Annotated in this window: 19 protein-coding genes; 4 read left to right on the top strand and 15 right to left on the bottom strand. The window is 67.4% G+C overall.

What is annotated here, in order from left to right; genetic code table 11:
- Positions 1-252 precede the first annotated feature (252 nt).
- The 4 genes from QH195_RS00605 to QH195_RS00590 form a co-directional block, all read right to left on the bottom strand.
- Positions 253-1,200: a quinone oxidoreductase family protein gene (locus QH195_RS00605; protein WP_280433922.1), complete on the bottom strand. Its 948-nt coding sequence runs from the start codon at positions 1,198-1,200 to the stop codon at positions 253-255.
- 46 nt (positions 1,201-1,246) lie between these two features.
- The gene (locus QH195_RS00600) at positions 1,247-3,586 is read right to left on the bottom strand and encodes a CaiB/BaiF CoA-transferase family protein (protein ID WP_280433921.1); all 2,340 of its coding nucleotides are present in this window, start codon (positions 3,584-3,586) and stop codon (positions 1,247-1,249) included.
- 65 nt (positions 3,587-3,651) lie between these two features.
- Positions 3,652-4,647 (bottom strand): ABC transporter substrate-binding protein, encoded by a 996-nt coding sequence (locus QH195_RS00595; RefSeq protein WP_280433920.1) that lies wholly within the window; start codon positions 4,645-4,647, stop codon positions 3,652-3,654.
- 17 nt (positions 4,648-4,664) lie between these two features.
- Complete coding sequence (locus QH195_RS00590) at positions 4,665-5,450, bottom strand: enoyl-CoA hydratase/isomerase family protein (RefSeq protein ID WP_280433919.1); 786 nt, start codon at positions 5,448-5,450, stop codon at positions 4,665-4,667.
- A 293-nt stretch (positions 5,451-5,743) separates the two neighbouring features.
- Between QH195_RS00590 and ctaD the strand changes: the two genes are divergently transcribed.
- Positions 5,744-7,489 carry an aa3-type cytochrome oxidase subunit I gene (gene ctaD / locus QH195_RS00585; protein ID WP_280422588.1) on the top strand — a complete coding sequence of 582 codons (1,746 nt, stop codon included), beginning with the start codon at positions 5,744-5,746 and terminating at the stop codon, positions 7,487-7,489.
- Positions 7,490-7,584: 95 nt separating this feature from the next.
- Here the strand turns inward: ctaD and QH195_RS00580 are convergent, their stop codons facing one another.
- The 7 genes from QH195_RS00580 to QH195_RS00550 all read right to left on the bottom strand — a co-directional run bounded on the left by QH195_RS00580 (position 7,585) and on the right by QH195_RS00550 (position 18,028).
- Positions 7,585-8,763: an NADH:flavin oxidoreductase gene (locus tag QH195_RS00580; RefSeq protein ID WP_280433918.1), complete on the bottom strand. Its 1,179-nt coding sequence runs from the start codon at positions 8,761-8,763 to the stop codon at positions 7,585-7,587.
- A gap of 75 nt (positions 8,764-8,838) precedes the next feature.
- On the bottom strand, positions 8,839-10,080 hold the full coding sequence (locus tag QH195_RS00575; protein WP_280433917.1) for a dihydrolipoamide acetyltransferase family protein: 1,242 nt from the start codon (positions 10,078-10,080) through the stop codon (positions 8,839-8,841).
- Between the two features lie 22 nt (positions 10,081-10,102).
- A complete protein-coding gene (locus tag QH195_RS00570; protein WP_280433923.1) occupies positions 10,103-11,086 on the bottom strand; it encodes an alpha-ketoacid dehydrogenase subunit beta in 984 nt (327 codons plus the stop codon).
- A 19-nt stretch (positions 11,087-11,105) separates the two neighbouring features.
- Entirely contained in the window at positions 11,106-12,269 is a 1,164-nt protein-coding gene (gene pdhA / locus QH195_RS00565; protein WP_280433916.1) for a pyruvate dehydrogenase (acetyl-transferring) E1 component subunit alpha, read from the bottom strand.
- A 9-nt stretch (positions 12,270-12,278) separates the two neighbouring features.
- Complete coding sequence (lpdA, locus tag QH195_RS00560; protein ID WP_280433915.1) at positions 12,279-13,736, bottom strand: dihydrolipoyl dehydrogenase; 1,458 nt, start codon at positions 13,734-13,736, stop codon at positions 12,279-12,281.
- A 144-nt stretch (positions 13,737-13,880) separates the two neighbouring features.
- Positions 13,881-15,137, bottom strand: coding sequence for a PucR family transcriptional regulator (locus tag QH195_RS00555; protein WP_280433914.1), 1,257 nt, complete (start codon positions 15,135-15,137; stop codon positions 13,881-13,883).
- On the bottom strand, positions 15,134-18,028 hold the full coding sequence (locus QH195_RS00550) for a UPF0182 family protein (RefSeq protein WP_280433913.1): 2,895 nt from the start codon (positions 18,026-18,028) through the stop codon (positions 15,134-15,136). The genes QH195_RS00555 and QH195_RS00550 overlap by 4 nt, the downstream gene beginning before the upstream one ends.
- A gap of 541 nt (positions 18,029-18,569) precedes the next feature.
- Between QH195_RS00550 and QH195_RS00545 the strand changes: the two genes are divergently transcribed.
- Complete coding sequence (locus QH195_RS00545; protein ID WP_280433912.1) at positions 18,570-19,751, top strand: pyridoxal-phosphate dependent enzyme; 1,182 nt, start codon at positions 18,570-18,572, stop codon at positions 19,749-19,751.
- 44 nt (positions 19,752-19,795) lie between these two features.
- Here QH195_RS00545 and corA read toward each other — a convergent pair whose 3' ends face one another.
- On the bottom strand, positions 19,796-20,866 hold the full coding sequence (gene corA, locus QH195_RS00540) for a magnesium/cobalt transporter CorA (protein WP_280433911.1): 1,071 nt from the start codon (positions 20,864-20,866) through the stop codon (positions 19,796-19,798).
- A 101-nt stretch (positions 20,867-20,967) separates the two neighbouring features.
- Entirely contained in the window at positions 20,968-21,210 is a 243-nt protein-coding gene (locus QH195_RS00535; protein ID WP_280422597.1) for a hypothetical protein, read from the bottom strand.
- Between the two features lie 60 nt (positions 21,211-21,270).
- Here QH195_RS00535 and QH195_RS00530 point away from each other — a divergent pair, with 60 nt between their 5' ends.
- Positions 21,271-21,396: a hypothetical protein gene (locus QH195_RS00530; protein ID WP_280433910.1), complete on the top strand. Its 126-nt coding sequence runs from the start codon at positions 21,271-21,273 to the stop codon at positions 21,394-21,396.
- A 650-nt stretch (positions 21,397-22,046) separates the two neighbouring features.
- Here QH195_RS00530 and QH195_RS00525 read toward each other — a convergent pair.
- Positions 22,047-24,494 (bottom strand): protein kinase domain-containing protein, encoded by a 2,448-nt coding sequence (locus QH195_RS00525; RefSeq protein ID WP_280433909.1) that lies wholly within the window; start codon positions 24,492-24,494, stop codon positions 22,047-22,049.
- 277 nt (positions 24,495-24,771) lie between these two features.
- A complete protein-coding gene (locus QH195_RS00520; protein WP_280433908.1) occupies positions 24,772-25,143 on the bottom strand; it encodes a hypothetical protein in 372 nt (123 codons plus the stop codon).
- 115 nt (positions 25,144-25,258) lie between these two features.
- On the opposite strand from QH195_RS00520, the gene QH195_RS00515 reads away from it, so the two are divergent.
- A partial coding sequence (locus tag QH195_RS00515) for a hypothetical protein (protein ID WP_280433907.1) occupies positions 25,259-25,439 on the top strand: 181 nt, incomplete at its 3' end.

Raw genomic sequence — 25,439 nt, 5'->3', positions numbered from 1 at the left:
GCTGTGAGGAAGTATTGACGATAGCGATCTGCGGTCTTCCCTGATCCTCGACCGACCGCCCGAGCGCGGTCCATTGGGCGCGGCGCACAGCCCACCGCGTAGTGCCGGGTACGAAGCGACTTCTGAGCCGGCCGGGCCCGCCCGCAGGGCGAGGTGGTCGCCACGGCGATCCGCCCGATCGCGTAGCAGAGCGGGAATTGTCAGGTCCGCCGGCAATGAGCTGGCGGCGGCGGAAATCGGCACGGCACCCACTCAGGGGGTAACCACCGCGCGGCCGGTGACCTTCCCGTCGCGCATGGCCTGCAACGCGGTGGCGATCTCGTCGAGCGGGAACGACTGCACCGCCAGCTCGACCTCGCCCGCCACCAGCATGGCGATCAGCTTCGGTGCCAGCTCGGCCTGCCGGGCGGATTTGCGGATCATATTGACGGGTAGCAGCGCCACATCGGCGAGCAGCCAGTTAGGCAGGTCGAGGTGCAGGTCGGTGCCCAGCGTGTAACCGATGAGGGCCGCTCGCCCGCCGGGAGCGATCCGCCGCAGCAGGACCGGCAGCAGATCGCCGCCGAGCGTATCGATCAGCACCTCCGCGACGAGATCGGTGCCCAGGGCCTCGGCCACCTGCTCACCCCGGCCGACCACCGGACGAACACCTGCCGGCAACAAGGCGGCCTGGTCGCCGCGCGGTACCACTCCGATCACTTCGGCGGCGCCCGCAGCGAGAGCGAATTGGGCCGCCATCGAACCGACCGCGCCCGACGCTCCGGAGACGATCACCCGTTCACCCGTGGCCACCCGGGCGATATCGTGCACCGCTACGTACCCGGTGGTACTCGGCAGGAAGAAGGTCGCCGCAATCGTCGGCTCCAGCGCGGTGTCGAAGGGGGTGAACACCTTGTCCGCCGCGGCGAGATACTCGGCCCAGCACCCGTTCTTGAACAGGCCGATACCGCCGCCGCGGATGAGAACCCGGGTGCCTGGCGCGAAGGTCTCCGATTCGACCACCGTCCCCGCACCGTCGGTGCCGCCGATATGGGGCAGGTCGGGACGTATGTCGAAGGTGCCGCTCGCAATGGTCAGATCGAGATGCCCGAGGGCCGCGGCGTCGACCCGTACAAGTGTCTGCCCGAGACCTCGGGCCGGTGCGTCGATCTCGTCGATGACCGGGTCTCGGCCGAATTCGTGCAGCCGTGCGGCGCGCATGGTTACTCCTCGGATCGTGTAGTGGTGTGTGGTGGCAGGGGCCGGCTCAGGTGAGCACGCCCGCGGCGCGGAGCCGTTCGATGGTCTCGGGTCCGTAGCCGGCGATATCCCGCAGGACCGCATCGGTATCGGCGCCCAGCAGCGGGGCCGTGCGGCGGACCGCGACCGGTTCACCCACGCGAATGGGGGAGCCCTCGTGGAGAAAGGCGCCGGCCTTCGGATGTACACCCCGGAGGTAGAATTCGCGGGCCCGCAGTTGCGGATCGGCCTCGACCAGGTCGCGTCCGGTATGTACCGGGCCCGCCGGTACACCGGCCCGCTGCAACCGCTCCGCGACGAGTTCCGCGGGCAGGGGCCTGGTCCACTCGGTGATCGCCGCGGCGATGGGTTCGGCCTGCGTCCGGCGCCCCGCAACGGAATCGAACCGGGTATCGGCCGCCCATTCCGGACGTTCGATCACGGCGCAAAGCTGCCGCCAGTCGGCGTTGTCGCGGACCGCGATCGCGCACCAGCGGTCGGGTCCCAGACACGGATATACGCCGTGCGGCGCCATCGCGGGATGGGCGTTACCGATCGGTTCGCCGGGCCTGCCGGACCCGGTCGCCCTGAGTACGGCGGCACCCATATGCGAGGCCATGGCCTCGAGCTGGGACAGATCGATGTGCTGGCCGCGTCCGGTGCGGTCGCGATGGTCGAGTGCGGCGAGGACCGCCGTCGCGGCCTGCAGGCCCGCGACGATATCGCCGTGCCCGTAGATCACCCCGGCCACCTCGTCGGCACTCCAGCCGGTGAGTGCGGTCAAACCTGTTGCCGCCGAAACGATATCGGCGTAGGAAACCCAACCGCTGCGGGGTCCGGTATGACCCATCCCGGACATCGACACGTAGACGATATCCGGCCGCAGGGCACGCAGTTGCTCGTAGCCGAAGCCCATTTTCGTCATCACCGTGGAGCTGAAGTTCTCGACCACCACATCGCTGTGCGTGAGGAGATCGGCCAGCACCTCCAGCCCTTCAGGGGAGCGGGTGTCGAGGGTGATACTGCGCTTGTTCCGGTTGACATCGTTGAAATAGCCGCTGGTATCCGGATCGTCGTGCGGGCCCCGGGACAGGTGCATGAACGGCGCGAACCGGGTGGGGTCCGGGCGGCCCCGGGATTCGACCTTGACGACATCGGCACCGTGATCGGCCAGGATGCGCGTGCAGTAGGGCCCGGCCAGCACCCAGGTGAGATCGAGGACGCGGATACCTTCCAGCGGTAGCCGGCGGCCGCTCACGGTGACCGGTCCGGCCGCGGGCGGTTCCGCATCCGGAATGAGTTGCTGATGTTCCCCGGGCGCGGGCATATGCAGTTCGCGTATCCGTGCTCCTTCGGGGAACGCGAATCCGAAGCCGAGATCCCGCGACACCACACCGTCGCGGACGACGTCGAGGAAGAAATCCCGGTCGTTGAGCTGCGGGTTCACCAGCAGTTCGTCCGGCCGGTCCACTGCCGACCACGGTAGTTTGCGTTCCTGCGCGGCGGCCGCGAACTCGTGTTTGGGCCATTTCCCGATGAACCGCCCGACCACGTCGAAGATGTGATCCTGATGGCGTTTGCGCTCGACCGGGTCGGCCCAGCGGGGGTCGGTGAGGTCGGCGGCGGCGTTCTCCTCCACCAGCCAGGCCAGCAGTGCGTCCCACATCCGCGGACTGCCGCCGAGCCCGCCCCCGACGTAACCGTCGGCGGCTTGGAACAATCCGTGCGGTACCAGCGGATGTACCCGGCCCGGCCGCGGCGGCACCCGGTCCTCGTGGAGGTAGGCGAGGGTTCCGGCTTCCAGGCTCGCGGCCACACATTCCTGGGCGGAGATATCGACGACGGGCACCGGGCCGTGGCGCCGCGCCCGCATGCCGAGCAGCGCGCCGACGGCCGCATTGATACCGGTGAGCTGTTCGGCCTGGTTCTCCGGTAGCGCCAGCGGCGGACCGTCGGGATCGCCGACCTGGGCCAGCATGCCGCCCTGCGCGGCGAGGGTGAGATCGGTCGCCGCCCATTCCGCCCGGGGGCCGGTCAGCCCGAACGGCGTCACCCGCACGTGGACGACTGCGCCGGAACGTGGCGTGACGGGTTCGGAGCCGGGCGTACTGCCGTCGAGGTAGATATCGGCGGTGGCCAGGAGGCGTTCCAGCGCGCCACGTCCGGTATCGGTGCCGAGGTCCAGCGCCACCGACTTCTTGCCCGCGTGCCAGTGCGCGAACGGGTGTCCGTCCGATTCGCGCCGGCTCGGATCGCCCCCGTCCGGCTCGACCAGGATCACCTCGAAGCCGAGTCCGACCAGCACCCGGCCCGCGAAGCGGGTGAGCGGGCCGGCCAGTTCGACCACCCGGACAGCGGGTTCGACCATGATTTCTCCGTTCTCTCCTCGATCGCGACGCCGACTCCGGCGCCTTGTTCCCCGGCGACCGGGATCTACCGCGGGGATTGTGCTCGGGCGGGTGCGCCCGGGAGATGCTCGTCGACCCAGCCCCGGCGCAGGACCTGTCCGGTGTCCACCGAGCCGCTGATCTTGCCCTGCTCCCGGAAGAAGGTGAGAAGATCGTTCGCCCGCGCGAAGTCCTCGTCGGTGAAATCGCGCACGCCGAAGTCGATCTGGTCGATGGTGCGCCGGGCCTCGGCGGGATCCTGCTGGATGGCCGACGCCACCGCGCGGGCGGCGCGGTCGGGGTCGGCGTCGACGATCGCGGCGGCCTCCGACACCACCTCGAACACCTGCGTGGCGATTTCTTTGTTCGCCGACAGCCACGCCTCGGTCGCCACGAGCCATTGCGTGTACCGGGCGTCGAAATCACCGCTGGTGGCGACCACCCGGCCGCCGCCCACGACGGCCTGGCTCACCCACGGGTCGAACGAGACGAAGGCGTCGATATCGCCGCGGCCCAGCAGCGCCGGATGGTCGGGCGGACTGGTGGTGACCAGTTCGACCGCGTCCGGATCCAGGCCGATACTACGCAGGTAGAGGTCGGTGAAGTACAGGCCGATACCGGGGAAGACACCCACCGTCCGGATCTGTTTCGGCTCGATGCCCGCGCGCACCACCACCTGGAAATACCGATCCGATTCCTCGTACACGCCCAGGGCGCGCAGGCTCGGATTCGCGGCCATGACGGTGAGCGCCGTGGAGTCGGCGTTACCGGACAGCTCGGAGGTCCCGGCCACCACGTTCTGGGCGCTCGCCGCGCCACCCTCGGTCTGGACCACCCGGACATCGAGGCCGGCCCGTTCGAACATCCCCTCCTGTTCGGCGACGAAGAACGGCGCGTAGGAGGGGTCCACGCCCACCGAGATACGGATCGGCCCGGAGCTCGCCTCCTGCTGGGTGGCCGGCCGGGTACAGGCGGCCGACGTCAGCGCGACGAGTACGCCCAGGGCGGCGGCACCGCGCCGCCAGCTTCCGAATTTCATCATGACTCCTTCGGGCCGGTTCACCGGCCGCCGAACGACGGGGTGCGCTTGTCCAGGAATGCCTGCAATCCTTCGGCAGCGTCGCCGGTGCGGATCAGCTCGAGCACGGCGGCGAACTCCAGTTCCAGCGCCTCGCCGAGGGGCAGCTCGAGTCCCCGTTCGACGATGTCCTTGAGCAGGCCGATGGTGCGGGTCGGTTTGGCCGCGAGGTCGGCGGCGAGCTCGTCGACGCGGGCCGGGAAATCGGCGTCCGCCACGACCTCGTCCACCAGCCCGATCCGCTCTGCCTCCTCGGCGCTCAGCCTCGCGCCCTGCATCATCAGCAGTTTCGCGCGGTGCGCGCCGAGCAGTCGCGGCAACCGCTGACTACCGCCCGCACCGGGGAACAGGCCGAGCTCGATCTCGGGGAACCCGATGGTCGCCGAGGCCGTCATCACTCGCATATCGCAGGCCAGGGTGAGTTCGGCACCCCCGCCCAGGGCGTGCCCGTTGATCGCGGCCAGTACCGGTTTGGGTGCGGTCTCCAGCAATCGCTGGACCTCCACCCAGGGTCGCATCGCCCGCTGTGTCTCCTCGGTGAGTTCACGCATGACCCGGATATCGGCGCCCGCGACGAAGAACCGGCCGGTGCCGCGCACGACCAGGCAGCGGATGCCGGGATCCGTCACCAGCGGTGGCAGTGCGGTGAGAAGTTCGGAGATCAGCGCGGGATCGAACGCGTTGGCGGGCGGGCGGTCGATGGTCACGGTGGCCACGGCGGCACTGACGGACACGTGGACGCGTTGTGGGGCGCTGACAGCGGTCATACCGGCTCCGATGCGGTTCGTCGAACACTGGAGGTTCCGAGTATCGGCGATCCGGATTCACCCGGCACGGCCCCGGGTCCGGTGGGCGAACCCGGACGATCCGGACTTCCGGACCCAGCGTGAGCTCCGGGTCGGGTGCCGAGGTCGCGGGCGATTTCGCGGAATTTTCGTGCGCAGGGGTGTCGCTCACCCGGTGCACCCCGCGCAGCGGGCAGGGTTTGGCGCGATACGACCGGGGTAGGCCCGCGGGCAACGGGCCGTATGCCCGAGTAGAGCGAACAGAGGAGCATGCCATGGCAGTTCCACCATCTCCACCGGCCGAGCTCACCGCCGCCCGGCCGTTCCCGGCTCGGGTCGGGCCCAAGGGCTCGTTCCTGTGGAAGATGGTCACCACCACCGACCCGAAGGTGCTCGGGGTGCTGTATTTGGTGTCGGCGACCGGTTTCTTCCTGATCGGTGGCCTGCTGGCGCTGCTCATCCGCGGTGAGCTGGCGCGTCCCGGGCTGCAATTCCTGTCCCCGGAGCAGTACAACCAGCTGTTCACCATGCACGGCACGATCATGCTGCTGTTCTATGCCACGCCGGTGGTGTTCGGTTTCGCCAATGCGATCCTGCCGTTGCAGATCGGCGCACCGGATGTGGCGTTTCCCCGGCTCAACGCCTTGAGCTACTGGCTCTATCTGTTCGGTGCCACCATGGCGACCGCGGGATTCGTCACGCCCGGCGGCGCCGCCGACTTCGGGTGGACCGGTTACACACCGTTGAGCACCGAGCAGTTCTCGCCGGGAGCCGGCGGGGACCTGTGGATCATGGGGCTGGCGCTATCGGGTCTGGGCACCATCCTCGGCGCGGTGAACATGATGACCACGGTGATCTGCCTGCGCGCTCCCGGCATGACCATGTTCCGGATGCCGATCTTCACCTGGAATATCTTCATCACCAGCATCCTGGTGTTGCTGGCGTTCCCGATCCTCACCGCCGCCCTGATGGCGCTGGCCTACGATCGGCATCTCGGCGGGCACATCTACGACCCGGGTGTCGGCGGGGTGATCCTGTGGCAGCACCTGTTCTGGTTCTTCGGGCATCCCGAGGTGTACATCGTCGCGCTGCCGTTCTTCGGCATCGTCTCCGAGATCTTCCCGGTGTTCAGCCGCAAACCGATCTTCGGCTACACCGCGCTGGTGTTCGCGACGATATCGATCGCCGCGCTCTCGATGGCGGTGTGGGCGCACCACATGTATGCCACCGGCGCGGTACTGCTGCCGTTCTTCTCGCTGATGACCTTCTTGATCGCGGTCCCGACCGGGGTGAAGTTCTTCAACTGGATCGGAACGATGTGGAAGGGTCAGCTGACCTTCGAAACACCGATGCTGTTCTCTCTCGGCTTTCTCGTCACCTTCCTGTTCGGCGGCCTGTCCGGAGTGATCCTGGCGAGCCCGCCGCTGGACTGGCATGTGCACGACAGCTATTTCGTGGTCGCGCACTTCCACTACGTGCTGTTCGGAACCATCGTTTTCGCGACCTTCGCCGGTATCTACTTCTGGTTCCCCAAACTCACCGGCCGGTTGATGGACGAACGCCTGGGCCGCGTGCATTTCTGGACCACGTTCATCGGCTTCCACCTCACCTTCCTGGTCCAGCACTGGCTGGGTGACGAAGGTATGCCTCGTCGCTACGCCGACTACCAGCCCGACGACGGTTTCACCGCGCTGCACACCGTCTCGACGATCGGTTCGTTCGTGCTGGGCGCGTCCATGATCGTCTTCGTGTGGAACGCGTTCAAGAGCTACCGCTACGGCGAGGTGGTCACCGTCGACGACCCGTGGGGCGCCGGCAACTCCCTGGAATGGGCGACGACCTGTCCACCGCCGCGGCACAACTTCTACGAACTCCCGCCGATCCGCTCCGAACGGCCCGCGTTCGAACTGCACTATCCGCACATGTCCGAGCGCTTGCGTACGGAATCCCACGTAGGCCGCGGTAGTACAGAGGGGGCGGGCGCCGAACTCTCCGCACCGCCCGGAACGGGCCGGGGGTAGCTCGGCAGCGCTGCCCGGGCCGCGGCGATCTCCGCGGCCCGGCTCGCCGATATGCCTTCCGGACACCTCGTCGATCCGCCGGAACGAGACTCGGGTCAGTGCAGGCTGCCCTCGTGGGCTGCGCGGTCGAACGGTGTCAGTGATGCCCCGGTACGCAGGGTGGTCGCCAGTGCGGGGTCGGCCAGGTGCAGGCGACCGATGGCGATCAGATCGAACTCCCCGGACGCGATCCGGCGGTCGACCTCGGCGATGTTGTCGACCACCGCCGCGGCCCCCGCGGCGCGGCTGTCGCGCAACGGCTTCCCGAGTCCGACACTGCCCACCGCCATGGCATACGCGCCGGTGAGCTTCTTGGCCCAGCCGGCCAGCGACAGCTCGCTGCCCGCGAACGCGGGTACGTCGAAGCGCCGGATACTGGCGTCGAATACGTCCACGCCGGCATCGGCGAGCGATCCGAGCAGTACCTCCAGCTCGCCGGGAGTCTCGGCGATGCGGGCGGTGTAGTCCTGCTGTTTGTGCTGGGAGAAGCGGAAGAAGATGGGCATATCGCCGCCGACGGCTTCGCGGATGGCCGCGACTACCGCGGCGGGGAACCGGCTGCGCGCCACGAGGTCGCCGCCCCAATGGTCCTCGCGCGTGTTGGTGTCGTGCCACAGAAACGAATCCAGCAGGTAGCCGTGGCCGCCGTGTAAGGCGATCCCGTCGAAACCCAGTTCCGTGGCGGTGACCGCCGCACGTACGTAGGCAGAGAGGACCTCGGCGAGATCGTCCTCGGTCATCGGCCGGGTGGGTCGCGTTGCGCGCGTGACGTATTCGCCGGAATAGGAGGTGACGCCGGCGGTGCCCCACCGCCCGGACGGCCGCATCGGGGTGACGGCCGGGTCGACGATCTTGCTCATCGCACCCCACAGCGGACCCACATGCCACAGCTGCGGAATGATCCGGCCGCCCGCCGCGTGCACCTCGTCGACCACGGTCCGCCACCCGGCCAGTGCGTCCTCGCCGTACATGCGGGGGACACGCGGATTGTCGACGGCGGCGGGGTGGTCGATGGCGACACCCTCGGTGATGATCAGACCCGTCCCGCCGGCAGCGCGGCGCCGGTAGTAGCGGGCGACATCGGCCCCGGGGACCCCGCCCGGAGAAGCCGATCGGGTCATCGGTGACATGACGATACGGTTCGCCAGGCCCAGCGAACGGACGGTCAGCGGCCGGAACAGCGCGGCGTGGTGCTCGGCCGTCCTGGTCCGAGAGCTTTCCTGAATGCCTTCCACGCTGTCAGCGTATGGTCGTCCCGCAGCGGTGCACTGCCTGTTCTCGCTCACCGGAAGTGGCCGGCCGCACAACAGTCAGACGACGATGCGCAAGGGATGTTCGAGCAACCCCTTCAGATCGGCCAGGAACTGCGCGGCGACAGCCCCGTCGATCGCCCGATGATCAGCGGACATGGTGACGCGGAGTATTTTCCGGCCGACCACCTGGCCGTCGTGCAAGCGCAGTTCGTCGGTGGCTGCCCCGACGGCCAGGATGGCGGCCTCGGGCGGATTGATCACGGCGGTGAAGTGTTCGATGCCGAACATGCCCAGGTTGGAGATGGTGAAGGTGGCACCCGCCATGTCGTCGGGCCGCAGCTTACGGTCACGTGCACGTCCTGCTTTGTCGCGGGACTCCGCGGCGATTTCGGAGACGCTCTTGCGATCGGCATCGCGGATCACCGGGACCATCAGGCCCGCCGGTGTCGCCACCGCGACACCGAGGTGCACGCCGCGGTGCCGCCACAGCTTTTCGCCGGCGAAGGAGACATTGACGGCCGGGTTCGCCCGTAGTGTCGCGGCGACAGCCTTCACCAGCAGGTCGTTGATGCTCACCTTGCCCGACTCCGCGAGTGTCGCGTTGACGCGGGTGCGGAACTCCAGCAGTTCGGTCACATCGATGACGCTGGTCAGGTAGATATGTGGGGCCTGCTGCTTGCTTTCGGTGAGGCGCTGGGCCGAGATCCGCTGGATGGTGGTGAGTGCGACCGCGTCGGCGTCGGTGCCTGGTGGCGGGGTCGCCGCCTCGGATTCCGGGGCTGCGGCTGTGACCACCGGCGTGGCCGCACCCGCTCGGCTCGCGGCTTCGACATCCTGACGAATGACGCGACCTCGGGGACCGGACCCGGCCACGGTGGCGATATCGATGCCGAGCTCCCGGGCGACCTTCCGGGCCAGCGGAGACGACTTCGTCCGTGCGGCGGTTTCGCCGGTGGGCTCGTCGGCACGTCCGCCCGGCCGGGCGTCCTCGGCACCGGCCCGCGGTCCCGGAGCGTCCGAGGTACCGGTGCGGGCGGGGGTCTGTGCGCTTGCTGCGGTCCCGCTTCCGTCGCCGACAACGGCGATCGGCTCACCGATGGGCACGCGTGCGCCCGCCTCGAAGATGATTCGTTCGAGCACGCCGTCGTCGTAGGCCTCGAGTTCCATGAGTGCCTTGTCGGTCTCGATCTCGGCGAGCACCTCGCCGCGGGTCACCCGGTCGCCGACCTGTTTGAGCCAAGCGGAGATGACGCCGTCCTCCATGGTGTCGGAGAGCCGGGGCATGGTGATTTCAGGCAATTCTTGTTCTCCGGTTCCGGTTTCAGCGTCGTGCGCCCACGGCCGCGAGCGTTTCCACCGCGGCGGTGTACAGCGAATCGGCGGACGGCAGCGCCAGTCTTTCCAGCGGCTTGGCATAGGGCAGCGGTATCTCGGCCATGGCCACGCGGCGAACCGGCGCGTCGAGGTAGTCGAAGGCGCCGTCGGAAATGGATGCCGCGACCTCGGCGCCGATCCCGTAGGTGAGCCAGTCGTCTTCCCCGATCACGGCGCAGCCGGTTCTGCGCACGGATGCGACGAGGGTGGTGCGGTCGAGTGGGCGCAGGCTGCGCAGGTCGATCACCTCGGCCGAAACCCCTTCGCCTGCGAGCCGTTCGGCGACCTGGGTGCAGACCGTCGCCATCCGCGAGTAGCCGATCAGCGTGATATCGCTGCCCGGGCGGGTGACGGCCGCCTTCCCGATCTCGGCGGGCGCACTGTCGTCCGGCACTTCGCCCTTGGTGTTGTACAGCGCGAGGTTCTCCAGGAAGAGCACCGGATCGTCGTCCGCGATGGCGGCTTTCAGCAGCGCCCGCGCATCGGCCGGCGTGCTCGGTGCGACCACCTTCAGTCCGGGGACGAACGCGTAGTACAGCTCGATGTTCTGCGAATGTGTCGCGCCCAGCTGCTGGCCGCCGCCACCCGGGGTGCGGATGACCATGGGAACGCTGGTCTGCCCGCCGAACATGCCGTAGATCTTGGCGGCGTGATTGACGATCTGGTCCAGTGCCAGCAGCGAGAAGTTGATCGTCATCAGCTCCACCACGGGGCGCAGACCGAGCATCGCGGCCCCGATGGCCGCGCCGACGAACCCCTCCTCGGCGATCGGCGTATCGCGCACCCGCTTGGCACCGAACTCGGCCAGCAGCCCGGCGGTGATCTTGTAGGAGCCTTCGAAGATGCCGATTTCCTCGCCGATGAGGAAGACGTCTTCGTCGCGCCGCATCTCCTCGCGAAGAGTTTCGCGCAGCGCTTCACGGTAGGTCATGAGGGCCACAGGGAATTCCTTATCCGGCGAAAAGCGGGTCGGCGGGCAGCCGGCGGCGGTCTTGCGCCACCGGCGTCGCGTAGGTGTAGTCGAACAGGCTCGACGGCTCGGGATGCGGACTCGTATCCGCGAATTCGACCGCGGCGGCCACCCCTCGGGCCACCTCGTCTTCGATCTCGGAGACCGCCTGCTCGGTGAGCACATCCGCGCCGAGCAGCCGGTGCTGCCAGCGGGCGATCGGATCGTGGTCGCGAGCGATCGAGACCTCCTCGCCGGTACGGTATTTCGCGGGATCGACCACCGAGTGGCCCTTGAGGCGGTAGCTGGTCGTCTCCAGCAGCGCCGGACGGCTTTCGCGCCGAGCCGTCTCGATCAACTCGCTCGCCATATCCCGGACGGCGAGTACGTCGGTACCGTCCACCCGTTCACCACGCATCCGGTAAGCCGCGGCCCGTTTCCACAGCTCCGGCTCGGCGGAGGAATTCTCCACAGTGGTGCCCATACCGGTCTGGTTGTTGATCACCAGGAAGACGATCGGCAGGCGCCACAGCGCCGCGATGTTCAGCGATTCGTGGAACGCGCCGATGTTCGTGGTCCCCTCGCCCATCTGGCACACCACCACGTCGTCGCCGCCGCGGTAGTCGATCGCGAGCGCGGCACCGACGGCCAGCGGAATCTGGCCGCCCACAATGCCGTAACCGCCGAGCAGGCGGGTCGCGGTGTCGTACATATGCATCGAACCGCCCCAGCCCTTGGAGGTACCGGTCGAGCGGCCGTAGAGTTCGGCCATCACGCGGCCCGGCTCGATCCCCTTGGCCAGTGCGTACCCGTGCTCCCGGTAATTGGTGAACAGATAGTCGGTGGGGCGCATCGCCGCACCCATCCCGACGACGGTGGCCTCCTCACCCAGGTTGAGATGGCAGTAGCCACCGATCTTCGCTTGCTGGTAGCTCTGCGCGGCGCGCTCTTCGAAACGGCGGACGAACAACATATCGCTGAACAGGCTGCGCAGGGTCTGCGGATCCTCCGCGGCGATCCGGCGGTCGACCATGTCGATTCCGCCGGGGGCACCGGCCGCCGCGGTATCGCCGGCCGGATTCGCGGTCGTGCCGGATTCGGCTTCGGCCGGGGCAACCGGTCCGGCCGGGCGGGTCTTCTTGCGTGGTGTGGCGCTGGTCGTCACGAGGTCTCCTCAACGCTTCCGGGCCGGGGCGATATGTACCGGCAGGCCGAGCCCGGACAGGGCTGCCTCCATACCGATCTCGCCGAGTGTGGGGTGGGCGTGGATCGTCTCGGCGAGCTCGTCCAGCGTCGCCTCCAGCGAAATCGCCAGTGCGCCCTCCGCGATGAGGTCACTGGCCGACGGGCCGATGATGTGCACTCCGAGGACTTCGTCGTGGCGCGCTCCGGCGACGATCTTCACGAAACCCTCGGTTTCGCCGAATGTCCTGGCGCGACCCAGCGCCGAGAAAGGGAACTTGGCCGTGACGATATCGTGGCCGGCGGCGCGGGCTGCGCTTTCGGTCAGGCCTACACCGGCGACCTCGGGATGGGTGAAGGTGGCCGCGGGAATCACGGTGTAGTCGATACGGGTATCGCGCCCGGCGATCACATCGGCGGCGGTCAACCCCTGATGGGAGGCGACATGCGCGAGCAGTGCCTTTCCCGTGACGTCCCCGATCGCAAAGACATGCTCGACGTTCGTCCGCAGCTGATCGTCGACCGGTATGAAACCGCGCGCGTCCGTCGTTACTCCGGCGGCATCCAGTCCGAGCCCGGTGGTATTCGGCCGTCGGCCGACGCCTGTCAGCACCACATCGGCATCGAGTTCGCGTGCCTGTGGGCCGTCCGAGCTCACCCGCAATGCCGACCCTGCTGCCGTGACGGCCGTGACGGCCGACCCCGTCAGCACGGTGATACCGCATTTGCCGAACGCGCGGCCCAGCGCGACCCCGACCTCCTCGTCCTCCGCCGGAACCAGGCGATCCTGCATCTCCACCACGGTGACTTCGCTGCCGAAGGCAGCGAACAGGCCGGCCCATTCCGCACCTACCGCCGAACCCCCGATGACGACCAGCCGATCGGGTACCGCGGTCAGCCCGAACGCGCCGTCGGAGGTGATGACGCCGGGCAGATCTGCGCCGGGCACCGGTAGCTGCGCCGGAACGGACCCGGTGGCGATGAGTACATCGGTCGCACTGATCGTGCGGATCACGGTCGCGGCAGGATCGGCGGCATAGCGGGGACCGCTGGGGAAAACCGGTGACGGGCCGGCCTCGGACACCTCGACGGTCGTCGGTCCGGTGAACCGTGCGTGGCCTTCGACAACAGTGACCCCGTTGGCCTTCAGAAGTCCCGATACTCCATCGGTGAGCTCCTTCACGATGGCGTCTTTGCGCGCACGCACGGCGGCGAAGTCGACGCGAACACCTTCGGTGTGCACACCGAAATCGGCCGCCGTGCGAACTGTCCGGAGGACTTCGGCGGACCGCAGCATGGCCTTTGTGGGAATACATCCCCAGTTCAGGCAGACACCTCCGGGGCGCTCCTTCTCGACCAAGCCGACGCGCAGGCCGCGCTGGGCGGCACGGATCGCCGCGACGTATCCGCCGGGGCCGCCACCGATCACGAGTAGATCGAAATCCGGCACTTGTGGTGCTCCTCATCCTCGAACAGGCGACCCACATCCGGTTGGGGCGGGGTCGTCATCGAGTCTTGCGGTCACCACATGCACAAACAATGCCTCTGATGTTCAGAGATCGGCACTCGAGATTGGGCGCTGCGCCCAATATGGCTACCGAGTATGGCTCTGGATGCCCGCAGCTGCACCGAGATCGAGAGCTGCCAGGGCGAGGGAGAATTCCAGCTGTGCACGTGGGCCCTCCAAGGGGCGGCCGAGCAGTGTGCTGATGCGCTGGAGGCGGTTGATCACCGTGTTCCGGTGGCAGTGCAACCGCGGCGCGGCATTGGCGGCCGAGCAACCCGCGGCGAGCCAGGCGGACAGGGTGCCGAGCAAGATCTCCCGTTCCTTCTCCGGCAGTCCGAGGACCGGTCCGAGGGTGCGCGCGATCAGCAGTTCGGTCAGATCGGGTGCCCGTAGCAACAGGGCTTCGGGGTACCGGTCGTCGAGTGAAACCACCACCCCCGCAGCGTCCTGCGCGATGGTGTCCAGCGCCAGCAGTGCCAGGCCGTGAGCGGTGCCGATCGCAGCCAATCCGGCCACCGCGGGAGAGGCAGCCGCCCGCCCGCGAACCTTCGGCCGGAGCTGCCGCAGCACGGGTTCTATGGGACGACCCTCGAGCGCCACGATGCCGACCGTGGAGTCGGCCCGTTCATGCCAGGCGGAGCGAACCCCGAGCGAGAGCAGAGCCGTTTCCGACCCGGTATGCATCGGATGCGCGTCTCCGCGGGCCACGACCACCAGGTAATCGCCGTGGACCGGCAGGTCCAGTTCGCGGGCGGCGCGGGCCGCGAACAGCGAATCGCGGGCCTGGCCCGCGAGCACGTCCTCGATCAGGCTGTGCCGGCGGCGTTCATCACGCCGGACGCGGTCCATCTCGGTGTTGCGGTACGACGTGACCAGAGCCGAGGACATCCTGTCGATCACCGCCCACATCGCCGTGCCGGTCTCCCGGAACTCGGCCGGCGGCACCTCACCGGCCCGGTCGAGCAGCGCCTCCCAGACGATGCGGCCACCCAGCCTGAATGTGCGCAGCATGGCCTCCAGGGGCACGCCCTGCTCCGCCCGCTGTCTGCCGATAGCGGCCGCGACATCGTCCTGCTCGGCGTCCTCCGCCCGGCCGCCCAGGAGGTCCAGGACCCGCGTCAAGAATCGCCGACAGCCGTCGACCAGATCTGCCCGTGTCACCGCGGAATAGTCGGTCCACTCGGGGTTGTCGGTGAAAACGGCCGCCAGCAGTTGCTGGGTCAGTGCGGGTATCTCGCTCCGGCAGGCGGCGGCGAGCTCCCGAGCGCTCGCCACCGGACCCGGTTTCTTGTCTGCCGCCACGGTGGGCCACGCTACGCCGCACCGGCCGGTGGCAATCGTCATCCACCGGGACCATCCAGCTGCTGCTGGATCCGGTCGAGCGCGTCGCGGATGGCCTCGATCTGGGCGTTGAGCTCGGCGATCATTGCCTCGTCCAGCGGCGGCGGCGCCGGTTCGGGTGGCGGGGTCCCCGGCGCCGGTGGCGCCCGGCCGGGTGGCGGTGGTGCGGCCGGGCTGCCGCCGGGCGCAGTCGCGAGGTTCCCGGTTTCGACGCCGAATACCTGGTCCAGTGCCTCGGCGAGGGTGGGGGCGTAGCCGACCCGGACGCCGGCGGTGGCGGGATCGCGGTAGCTGACGAGGACCCGGGCCAGTTGGGGGAAGGTCGACCCGTTCGGTGTGGTGGATATTCGTTCGGTGAACAGCGGTTCGACGTAGAGGATGCCGCCCTCGGCGATCGGCAGGGTGAGCAGATTGCCGTACTGGATACGGTTCGAGCGTTCGAGCAGCGTGCGTTCGGAGGCGACCCGGGTATCGGAGATCATCGAGTTCTGGATCTGCTGCGGCCCCTGGGTGAGGGTGTCGGTGGGGAGTTGCAGGATGGTGAAACGGCCGTAGTCGCCGGGGTCGGAACCGACCGATATATAGGCGGACAAGAACTCCCGGTTGAAACCGACCATCGCGCTCGCCAGCCGGAACGACGGCTGCGCCGTCTGCGGGTCTCCCATCAGTACATAGAACGGGGGCTGGTGCGGGTTGGTATCGACGGTCGGATCGCTGGGTACCGACCAGAAAGCGTTGGTGGTGAAGAACTCTCGCGGTTCGTTCACATGGTATTTCGCGAGCATCGAGCGCTGGATGCCGAACAGATCCTGCGGATACCGGAAATGTGCCCGTAGCTCGTCGCTGATCGATTCCTCCGGTTCGACGGTTCCGGGGAATACGCTCATCCACGCCTCGAGCACTGGGTCGTCGTGATCGACCTGATAAAGGGTCACCGTGCCGTCGTAGGCGTCGACGGTGGCTTTGATCGAGTTGCGCGCGTAGGAGATCTCCTCGAACGGACCGGCGGCGGGGTCGCCGGGATGGGCGAGGGCTTCCAGCGAACTGGTCTTGGCATAGGGGTAGCCGTCGATCGTGGTGTACGCGTCGACGATCCAGACGATCCGCCCGTCCACGACCGCTGGGTAGGGATCGTTGTCGGTGGTCAGCCAGGGGGCGACCAGTTCCACTCGATGCCGCGGGTCCCGGTTGAAGATGATCTTCGAATCCGGGCCGATCGCGCCGGAGAAGATGATGTTGCGTTCGCCGTAGGTCGTGGCGAAGGCCAGGCGGTTGAACCAGTTGCCGAGCGGGACACCACCGGCCCCGGTGTAGGTGTACTTCGTACTGTCGGTGTCGTACTCGCGCGGTTCCGTGCCACCGCCGACGATGGCGTAATCGGGGTCGGCCGCGGCGATCACCTCACCGAAATAGATCCGGGGCTGATCGACGGGAATCAGCTGGTTACCGGTCGCCCCGGCGGCGATATCACTGACCGTGTAGATCGGGTAGCCGCTGTTGCTGCTCTCGGTATCGCCGCCGGCATCACGGACCGCGGCGTTGACGCGGTTGGCCGGGGCGGCGACGAACCCGTTGCCGTGGGTGTAGACGGTGTGCCGGTTGACCCAATGCCGCTGATTGCCGCTCAGCGCGCCCGGGGTCAGTTCCCGCGCCGCGACCACATAGTCACGCAGTTGACCGTCGATGCGATAGCGGTCCAGATCCAGGTGTTCCGGGAAGCTGTAGAAGTTCTTCAGTTGCTGCTGCTGAGTGAAGGTTCGGGAAAGCACGTTCGGGTCGAGTAGCCGGACGTTGGCGAGGGTTGTCGCGTCCGCCGCGACCTCCGGCGGCGGCCGGGTCCCGATACCCGGGTACGGCTGGTACTCGACGCGATCGCCGCCGATCCCGTACGCCTGCCGGGTCGCGTCGATATTCCGCTCGATGTAGACACGCTGCCGGTCGGCGGCGTTCGGGCGGACGGAGAGTTGCTCCACAGCCAGCGGCCAGACCCCGCCCACCAGGATCGACGACAGCAGCAGCATCGCGGCGGCCAACGCGGGAATGCGCAGATCCCGGACCACCACAGCGGAGAAAAAAGCCGCGGCGCAGATCAGAGCGATCGCGAACAGGATGAGCTTGCCCGGTAGCACCGCGTTGATATCGGTGTATCCGGCGCCGGTGAACGTGGGTTCCTGGCTCTCACCCGCGAGCAGCGCATATCGGTCGAGCCAGTAGGCGACGGCTTTCACCAGGACGAAGAGCCCGGCGAAAACCACGAGCTGGACCCGGGCAGCGTGACTCAGACCGGGACGCCCGCCGGAGATCCGCAGGCCACCGAACAGGTAATGGGCCGCCAGACCGGCGAGGAAGCCGAGGAAGATCACCACCAGCAGCCAGGTCACCACGAGCCGGTAGAGCGGCAGGTCGAAGACGTAGAAACCGATATCGTGCCCGAATTCGGGGTCGCGGATATCGAACGACCCGCCGTGCAGGAACAGTTGTACGGTCATCCACCGCGACTGGCCGACGAGCGCGCAGATCGTCCCGATCACACCGGCGATCCCCAGTCCGAACCACAACGGCCGCCGCAGCACCGTGGCGCGATAGGGCAGCAGATAGTCCACTTGCCCGGGTTCGCCGGCTAAGCGCGGACGGTAACGGAACGCGAGCCACATCGCCGTGAAAAGAACACCGCCGACGAGCACCGAGATCGCGACGAACAGCGACAGGCGGGTGAACAAGACCGTTCGCCAGACCTCTCGGAAGCCCACCTCGCCGTACCACAACCAGCTGGTATAGACGCCGACCAGCCGGGATACCACGAGCAGGAACACGAGGAGCCCGGCGGAGACGATCAGCAACAGTCGCGCGCTGCGGGGCAACCGCGGCAGGTTCAGACCTTCGTGTGCGCTCATCTCCCACACTCCCGTGGCTGCGCTCGCCTGATGGGTGGGCGGCCGGCACCGGCCGTAGCTCCGATACTACCGGCGCCGCCGGGCACCGGATCGAAACCGGAAGCGCCGAGAATTCCCGGGCCCGCGCGGGTGCGGCGGTCGAAGCCGGGATGGGCTCGGCCGGCTCAACTGCGTCTAAACAATCTTCGCTGGTGGGTGCACGGCCGGGGCCGGCGGGCAATGATGACCCTCGAGGATGATCGCCGGGACAGGTAGGGACGGGCATGCGGAATACGGTGAAACTCGGTGGCCACCCCAGTTGCGAGGTTCCGTGACGCACGTTGCGCGGGCACCGCGCCGAAATCGGCTCAGTGGGGAGGCGAGAGCTCGCGCCTGGACGGTGGACGCCGCTCCCGGTGATCCAATCGTGCAAGGTCCGAAACCTGCGGCGACCACGCTCCGCCGATCCTGGACGGCACACTGACGCCGCCCGGCCGAGTGGCCGCCGTCGGCCGGATACCCTGCACAGGGTCCGCGACGCCGCGCGGTATACGGCGGGCGCATGAGCAGTGAGATCGCGAAGGCCCTGTTGCGGTCGCTCGAACGTTTTACGGAGACAGCGGATTCCGCGGCGACGGGCGTTTCGCGCTGGTTCCGCGCTGTGGCCGACAAGGGGCTGCGGCAGCCTGCTCACCACATCGATTCGGCAGACGTCGACGCCGCATCGCCGGTCGAATTCGCGCCGGGGGAGTTGCGCGCACCGACGATCCAGGAACGTTGGCTGGCTTTCGAAGAGATCTACGAGGCCCGGCTGCCCGACCCGGTTATGTTCCATTCGGCCGAACTGGACTCGATTGCTCAGGTCAAGCTGCACATCGCCCTGGAGAATCTCTATCCGGATACCCTCTCGATCAAGGAACGCGCCGCCCGAATCGTGATCCGCGACCTTCCCGACCTCCCCTCGGGGAAACCGATCCTGCTGGCCTCCTCGGGAAACCACGCCATTGCCTATGCCGAAGCCTGCCGCCGCCGGGCGATCCCGTTGACCGCAGTGGTACCGGCGAATACGCCAGCGCTGAAGGTGGCCAAGCTCGAAGAACGCGGAGCGACCGTGATCCGGTACGGATCGAGCTACGACGACGCCTACGCCCACGCCAGGCAACTCACCCAGGATCACGGTGGAATCTTCATGGACGTGTCAGCGCACGACTCGGTCGCGGCGCTGGGGACCGTGGTGACCGATATGCTCTCCCAGCGACCCTTCGCCGATGTTGTCGTGTTGCCGGCCGGTGGCGGCACGGTCGCTTCGGCCGCGTCGGTGATCCGGGACTTGGAGCAACACTGGGGCCGTCGATACAAAGTTCTCATCGCCTGCCCGGAAAACGCGCCCACGGTCTACGAATCGTTCAAGTCCGGCACACCGGTCACCGTCCTCCCGCATTCGATCGCCGAGGCCGTGAACGTCGGGACGGTCGATGCCCATCTGCTACCGGAAATCATCCGATCGGCCGACGATGTCGTCCTGGTTCCGGAGGCATGGATTCAACAGGGAACCAGACTGCTCAGCGACGCGATCGGCCATCCCGTCGAGGCCGCCGCCACCCTCGGGCCGATGGCCGTTCTCGGATCACAGGGTGTACTACACGGAGCCAGCGGCGTCACTCACGATATCCGTGGTCTAGAAGTTCTCACCGTGGTAACCGGTGGCAACATCGACCTCGGCACGCTCACCCCGGGTCCATGAGACCCCGCCCGTGGGACGCACAACAACCCTACGACCGGATCGCCCTAGAGCCAGCCGTTGCGGCGGAACATCACGACCAATCCGCCGCAGGTCAGTACCATCACCGCCAGCACCGCGGGGTAGCCCCAGGCTTGTTTGAGTTCGGGCATGTGCTCGAAGTTCATACCGTAGATTCCGGCGATCATGGTGGGTACCGCGGCGAGGGCGACCAGGGCGGAGATCTTTCGCATATCGGTGTTCTGCCGCACCGCGATGCGGGCCAGGGTTGCGCTGATGAGCGCGGAGAGTGCGTCGTCGAAGTCGTGGACGCGTTCGGCGGCGGTGGTGTGGTGGTCGGTGACATCCCGCAGGTAGCGGCGGATTTCTTTGTCCAGGCCGGATTCGGGCCGGGTGAGCATCTGCAGTGGCAAGGCCAGCGGTATCACCGAGCGGCGCAGCTCCACGATCTCGCGTTTGAGCTGATAGATCGATTCGATGGTGAGCCGGGAGCGGGGGGTGAATACCTCCTGCTCCATCTCCTCGACATCGGATTCGATCTCCTGCACGACGTCGAGGTAGGTATCCACCACATGATCGGCGATGGCGTGCAGAACCGCGCCGGGGCCGAGCCGCAGTCGTTCGGGGTCGGCCTCCAGATCCGCACGGACAGCCCGCAAACCGGAATGCTCACCGTGGCGGACGGCGACGACGAAATCTGCGCCGAGGAAGATCAGTATCTCGCCGGTGAGCACGATCTCGCTGGTGGTGTGCATATCGTGCTCGACGTAGGCCACGGTCCGCATGCCGAACACCAGGGTGTCGTCGTAGCGTTCCAGCTTCGGGCGTTGCCGCCCCGCCACGGCATCCTCCACGGCCAGTGGGTGGAGTCCGAACACCGCGGCGACCTCGTTCATCTGGTCGATATCGGGCTCGTGCAGGCCCAGCCATACGAACCCGTCTCCGCCGCTGTCGTCGTCGCGAACCTGTGCCAGGGCCTCGGCGAAACCGAACCGGCCTGCCAGCCGTTGCCCGTCCCGGTAGATGCCGCAGTCCACGACCGCCCGTGCCGCCGGCACGGGGACACGCTTCAGCGAGACCTTCGGCCGGCTACTGCCACTGTTCGGGTCGACCAACACGCTGCGAGCCTAGAAGCAGCTCGGGGGCAGCGCACAGTCGGCGGTTGTGCGGCCGGATACGTGCCGGGTCACCCCGAGCGCAGGGCTGGGGTGTCGGAGTGTCAGGGGTGCAGCCACAGGTCCCAGCCCAGGCACACAACGGCTGCGGCGAACGCGCCCAGGGCGAGTGGTGCCGCGATCACCCAGCCACCACCGGCTTCGCCGGCACCGGCGAGGAAGGCGGCCACCGCGAACGCGAGCGTCAGTAGTGGTCCGCTGTAGCGGTACCTGGCAAGAAAAGGTCGTAGCACCTGTCGTGGCGGCACGGTGATGCCTCCCAGAATCCGGGTCGATGATGTGTCCACTGTGCTCTCCGGTCGGCACCGACACCGGAATCCTTACGGAATCCGAACGCCGGGCGGCTGGTGGTGCGGGGCACTGTCTGGCTGAATGAGGCGACCGCCACTTCCTTCATCACTTCCGACGCCGCCGACTACTTCGGGCTGCCGCGCGAGCGGACCGTGATCATGGGTTCGCAGATCGAGGTCTGACCGCGAAGCTGGCAACAGGTCGACAAGCGGTAATCACCAGGTCCTCGGTGTGTTCGAGTCCGCTCGAACACATAGCACGCGAACCCAGCAGATTTGCTGGGTATTTGTGCGCGAGGGGGGACTTGTGCACAGATCTATGTCATCGATGACGGGAATGCGTGCTAGAGCGCCATCTTTGATGGGTTGCTGCAACGTAGCACAGATATGCGTGGCTGTCGTAAATGGTTGGAGTTATATTGGGGCGCAGTTTATTTCAGGGATAGTCACGAGTTGTTTCGGTGTGTTGAGGCCCCCTTTTCATGATGTTGTGCGGTCTGGTTGGTTTTTGCCGAGGGGCGTGAGTTGTTCCAGTGCGGTGGTTTGTCTTCCGATGAGTCGGTTTCGGTTCGGGCCGGTACGGGGCGGCTGGTGGTGGGGTGTTGCCGGTGAGGAGGGGGTGGGGTTCGCGGGTGAGTGCGGAGACGGCGACGGCGAGTTCTTGGATGGTGGATTTGACGTAGGTGGCGGTGGCGTCGGTGGGTTTGCGGTGGCCGGCGTAGGCGCGGACGATCGAGTAGCCGAAGTTGCGTTCGACCCATGTGAGGGTGGTGTGGCGTAGCCAGTGGGTGGTGATGCCTTGTCGGGCGACCCAGGGTAGGTGAGCACGGAACTCAGCGGGTGACCACCGAAACGGAGTTGCCGGCGGAATTCAGAACGTAAGCGGTGCCGGTCGGGGAGATGGCCACATCGCCCGGATCGACGCCGACCGTGACCGGCTCGGCGACCGCGGTGAGCGTGGCGGTGTCCACGACGACGACCTCGCCGGGGAGACCACTACCGGTGGTGTATCCCCGGACGGTGATGAAGGCGGTGCCGGATTCCGGATCGAGTGCCAGGCCCGCCATCTCCGTACCGCCGAGTGACAGAGTGTTGCCGACAGTGTTCGTGGTGGTGTCGATTTTCGTGACAGTGCCTTCGTATACGCAGATCAGGTAGGCGGTGTGGGTGGCCGGATCGACCACCAGCTCTGTGGGATAGATGCCGGTCGGGATAGTGCCGCGGATGCTGTTGTTCCGCGTATCGATCGCCGTAACGGCCTGTCCGTAATAGTTGAGGACGTAGGCGGTGTTCGTGCCGGTGTCGATGGTGACACCGTCCGTGCTGTCCAGGGTGTCGACGACGGTGACCGCACCGTTGTCCGGTTCGATGACCGTGACGGTCTTATGATCGATTCCGGTGACATATGCCCGATGGGTGTTCGGATCGACCGCCACCTGCCTAGCGGTTTCGCCCAGGGGCCCATCATCGCTGAGATGGACGAAGCGTTCGACGGTTCGGGTACCGGTATCGATCACCGCGACCGTATCCTCGAGCCGGTTGGTGACGTAGGCAGTGTGGGTGTCCGGATCCACTGCGACATCCCACGGTTCGGAGCCGACCGGGATCGTGGCGGTGACCCTACGGCTTTCCGCGTCGATGACCGATACCGTGTTATCGGCCTTGTTGGTGATGTAGACGGTATTCGTCACCGGGTCCACCGCCAGTGCGGTCGGTTCGTTACCAACCGGGATGGTAGCGGAGACCGCCCGGGAGTTCGTATCGAGCATCGAGACGGTGTCGTCTCCGGTATTGCTGACAAAGCCGGCGTGGATATCGGGAAGGAAAGCGATTTCGGCCGGTCGGGCACCTACCGGGATCGTCGCGATCACATGGGGTGGGCGGGCAGGTGCGTTCTCCGGGTCCGAGTTGCTGCCGCCCTCCGCGCTGGCATCCGGGCGGAGTGTTATCACCACCACCAGCAGAACGGCGAACAGTACGGCAACAACCCCCAGGACCGCGCCGGCGCGTCCCTTACCCGCGGACCGTAGGCGGTCCGGGATGCTACGGCGGAGCGCTGTGGATCCCTGGCCCACCGGCGTGCCGGCGCGCGGGCTGCCGCCCCCGGCCGGTGGCGGCACTCGGGCGGGTAGGCCTTCGTGTCCGGGTCGTGCGACGGCCGGGTTGCCAGTGGGTATGTGGCCGCCCGCGGTGCCAGAGGGACTGTTCCCGGAGGTCGTCGGTCCGTCCGTAGCTACGCTGATGTGCGCAGGTGCGGGTGCCGGAGTGCCGTCGGCAGCGGACATGTCCGAGGTGCCGGCCTTCTCGTACGGAGGCGCCGCCGTGGCGGTCGCGGGACGTGCGGCAGGAGTGGTGACTGTGGTCGGGGCAGACAGTGTGTTGTCGCTCGTATCGGCGGGTGGCGCGGTCGGTGAGGCGGCGGTCCGCGGCGCGGGAACGCGGGGAGGTAGTCCGAGCGCGGCGCACGTGGCGTCGACGAGTGCCCGGCAGGTGGGGTAGCGGTCGGTGGGTTGTTTGGCCAGGACGGTAGCGATAACAGCATCAAGGGCTTCGGGTAGTTCCGGCCGTAGTAGATGCGGTGACGGCGGGGCAACGTTCAGATGCGCGGCCATCACCGCGGCCTGGGTTTCCCGTGGGAACGGCGGCAGGCCGGTGAGCAGCTGGTGCAGGGTGCAGCCGAGTGAATAGATATCGGTGCGCGGGCTCGAGGGCTGGGCGAGGAACCGTTCCGGGGCGGCGTAGGCGAAGGTCACCGCGAGGGTGGACGCGGTGACCGATTCGTCGAGCGCGCGAGCGATTCCGAAATCGGTCAGCACAGCCCGGTGGCCGTGGCGTGGGTCGGGTTCGATCAGCAGGTTGGCAGGTTTGACGTCCCGATGCAGTACACCCGCGGTGTGAGCGAAATCCAGCGCGTAGGCGGCATCGGCCATGAGTTCCACCACGAGCTCCGGGGCCAGCCCGCCGGGTGCCTTCGCCAGCAGGCCGTTGGCGTCGCCGCCGCTGATATAGCGCATGGACAGCCACAGCGAGGTTTCGTCGGGTCCGCTACGGTCGTGGACCGGGACGATATTGGGGTGGTCGAGCCGGGCGGCCAATGCCGCTTCCCGCTCGAAACCGATGCGGGCCTTCGGATCGGCGGCGAGGGCGTCGCTGAGCACTTTCAATGCGACGAACCGTTCCAGCCGCGGATGCCGAGCCCGGTACACCACCCCCATCCCACCGGAGCCGAGGATGCGATCGATCACGAATCCGCTGAGTACATCCCCCGACTGCAAGACCACCTCGGCTCCCGAATCCCTCGGTGTGGTTTCCGCCAGAAGGCGGTGCGACACAGCCGAATATAACGCAACCGTCTGCGAGCGTACGCGGTGTAGTCTGCCCGGCCCGGGCCGGCGCTGGACAGTGTCATGCGGTGGTCGGCCGAACGGGCCCGCGCGCCTAGTCGCTGGCGATATACCGCGGCAGCGCCACACACCGGAATCCCCGCACCCGCCAACGCTTGCCAATATTTCCTGACCCGCCGAGTGTCGGTGCCCAACCAGTGCATCAGCGCGACACTCATCCGCGGCGCCCTACTGTTCGCCGGCGCTCGGCGCCGGCCGCGGCGTTCATGTCATGTCCTCGATGAGGGGGCAGCGTGGACTGTAGGAGCGTGTGTTGCGCCCAGGGCGGGTAGATCAGCGCGAGTTGATGCTCGGGAACGGCGGCCAGGAGCAGGGCATCGCCCGGGGTGATGCCCGTGGCGTGGCGGAGTTCGGCGGGCAGCCGTATGTGACCGGGGGTGGCGATGGTGTGGCGGTTGTGTCCGGCCGGGGCGGTGGTGAGGGTGATCAGGCCGCCACGGAGCTCGTAGCGCAGGGATTGGCCTGGTGACCAGCCCAGGTGCTCGAAGACCGCCCTGGCGACGACGCGGGCGCGTGTGTTGATCACCGATACCGAGAAGCGGACGGACGGTTCGAGGCTGGGGTAGGGCCGAGTGGGGAGCGGGAGCCCGATGCTTTCCGTGCTCGATGTATCGGTCGGGTGGTCGGAAGGGGGAAGGGGCATGGCAAAGCCTCTGTTCATCTGCCCGCTGATCTCCCTGTTACCAGGAAACCTGAATTCCAGCCGGTGTGCCACCGGCAACGCGTGCACGTCGGTGGCCGTGTGTCGCGAGTTGCTGGCCGGTGTGGTCGGGTCCGGGCGTGATCCGCTGATCAGGAGCCACCGCGGAGGCGGCGCTCGTG

The organism is Nocardia carnea (genome assembly GCF_029868855.1).
In the GTDB taxonomy this organism is placed as follows: domain Bacteria; phylum Actinomycetota; class Actinomycetes; order Mycobacteriales; family Mycobacteriaceae; genus Nocardia; species Nocardia carnea_A.
Note: the sequence above shows the minus strand (reverse complement) of the source record. Positions and strands in the feature narration are given on the sequence as shown.

What these genes read in the sequence shown, in the direction of transcription:
- QH195_RS00605 (WP_280433922.1), bottom strand. Translation starts at nt 1,200, where the DNA reads ATGCGCGCCGCACGGCTGCACGAATTCGGCCGAGACCCGGTCATCGAC.
- QH195_RS00600 (WP_280433921.1), bottom strand. Translation starts at nt 3,586, where the DNA reads ATGGTCGAACCCGCTGTCCGGGTGGTCGAACTGGCCGGCCCGCTCACC.
- QH195_RS00595 (WP_280433920.1), bottom strand. Translation starts at nt 4,647, where the DNA reads ATGATGAAATTCGGAAGCTGGCGGCGCGGTGCCGCCGCCCTGGGCGTA.
- QH195_RS00590 (WP_280433919.1), bottom strand. Translation starts at nt 5,450, where the DNA reads ATGACCGCTGTCAGCGCCCCACAACGCGTCCACGTGTCCGTCAGTGCC.
- ctaD (WP_280422588.1), top strand. Translation starts at nt 5,744, where the DNA reads ATGGCAGTTCCACCATCTCCACCGGCCGAGCTCACCGCCGCCCGGCCG.
- QH195_RS00570 (WP_280433923.1), bottom strand. Translation starts at nt 11,086, where the DNA reads ATGACCTACCGTGAAGCGCTGCGCGAAACTCTTCGCGAGGAGATGCGG.
- QH195_RS00555 (WP_280433914.1), bottom strand. Translation starts at nt 15,137, where the DNA reads ATGACGATTGCCACCGGCCGGTGCGGCGTAGCGTGGCCCACCGTGGCG.
- QH195_RS00550 (WP_280433913.1), bottom strand. Translation starts at nt 18,028, where the DNA reads ATGAGCGCACACGAAGGTCTGAACCTGCCGCGGTTGCCCCGCAGCGCG.
- QH195_RS00545 (WP_280433912.1), top strand. Translation starts at nt 18,570, where the DNA reads ATGAGCAGTGAGATCGCGAAGGCCCTGTTGCGGTCGCTCGAACGTTTT.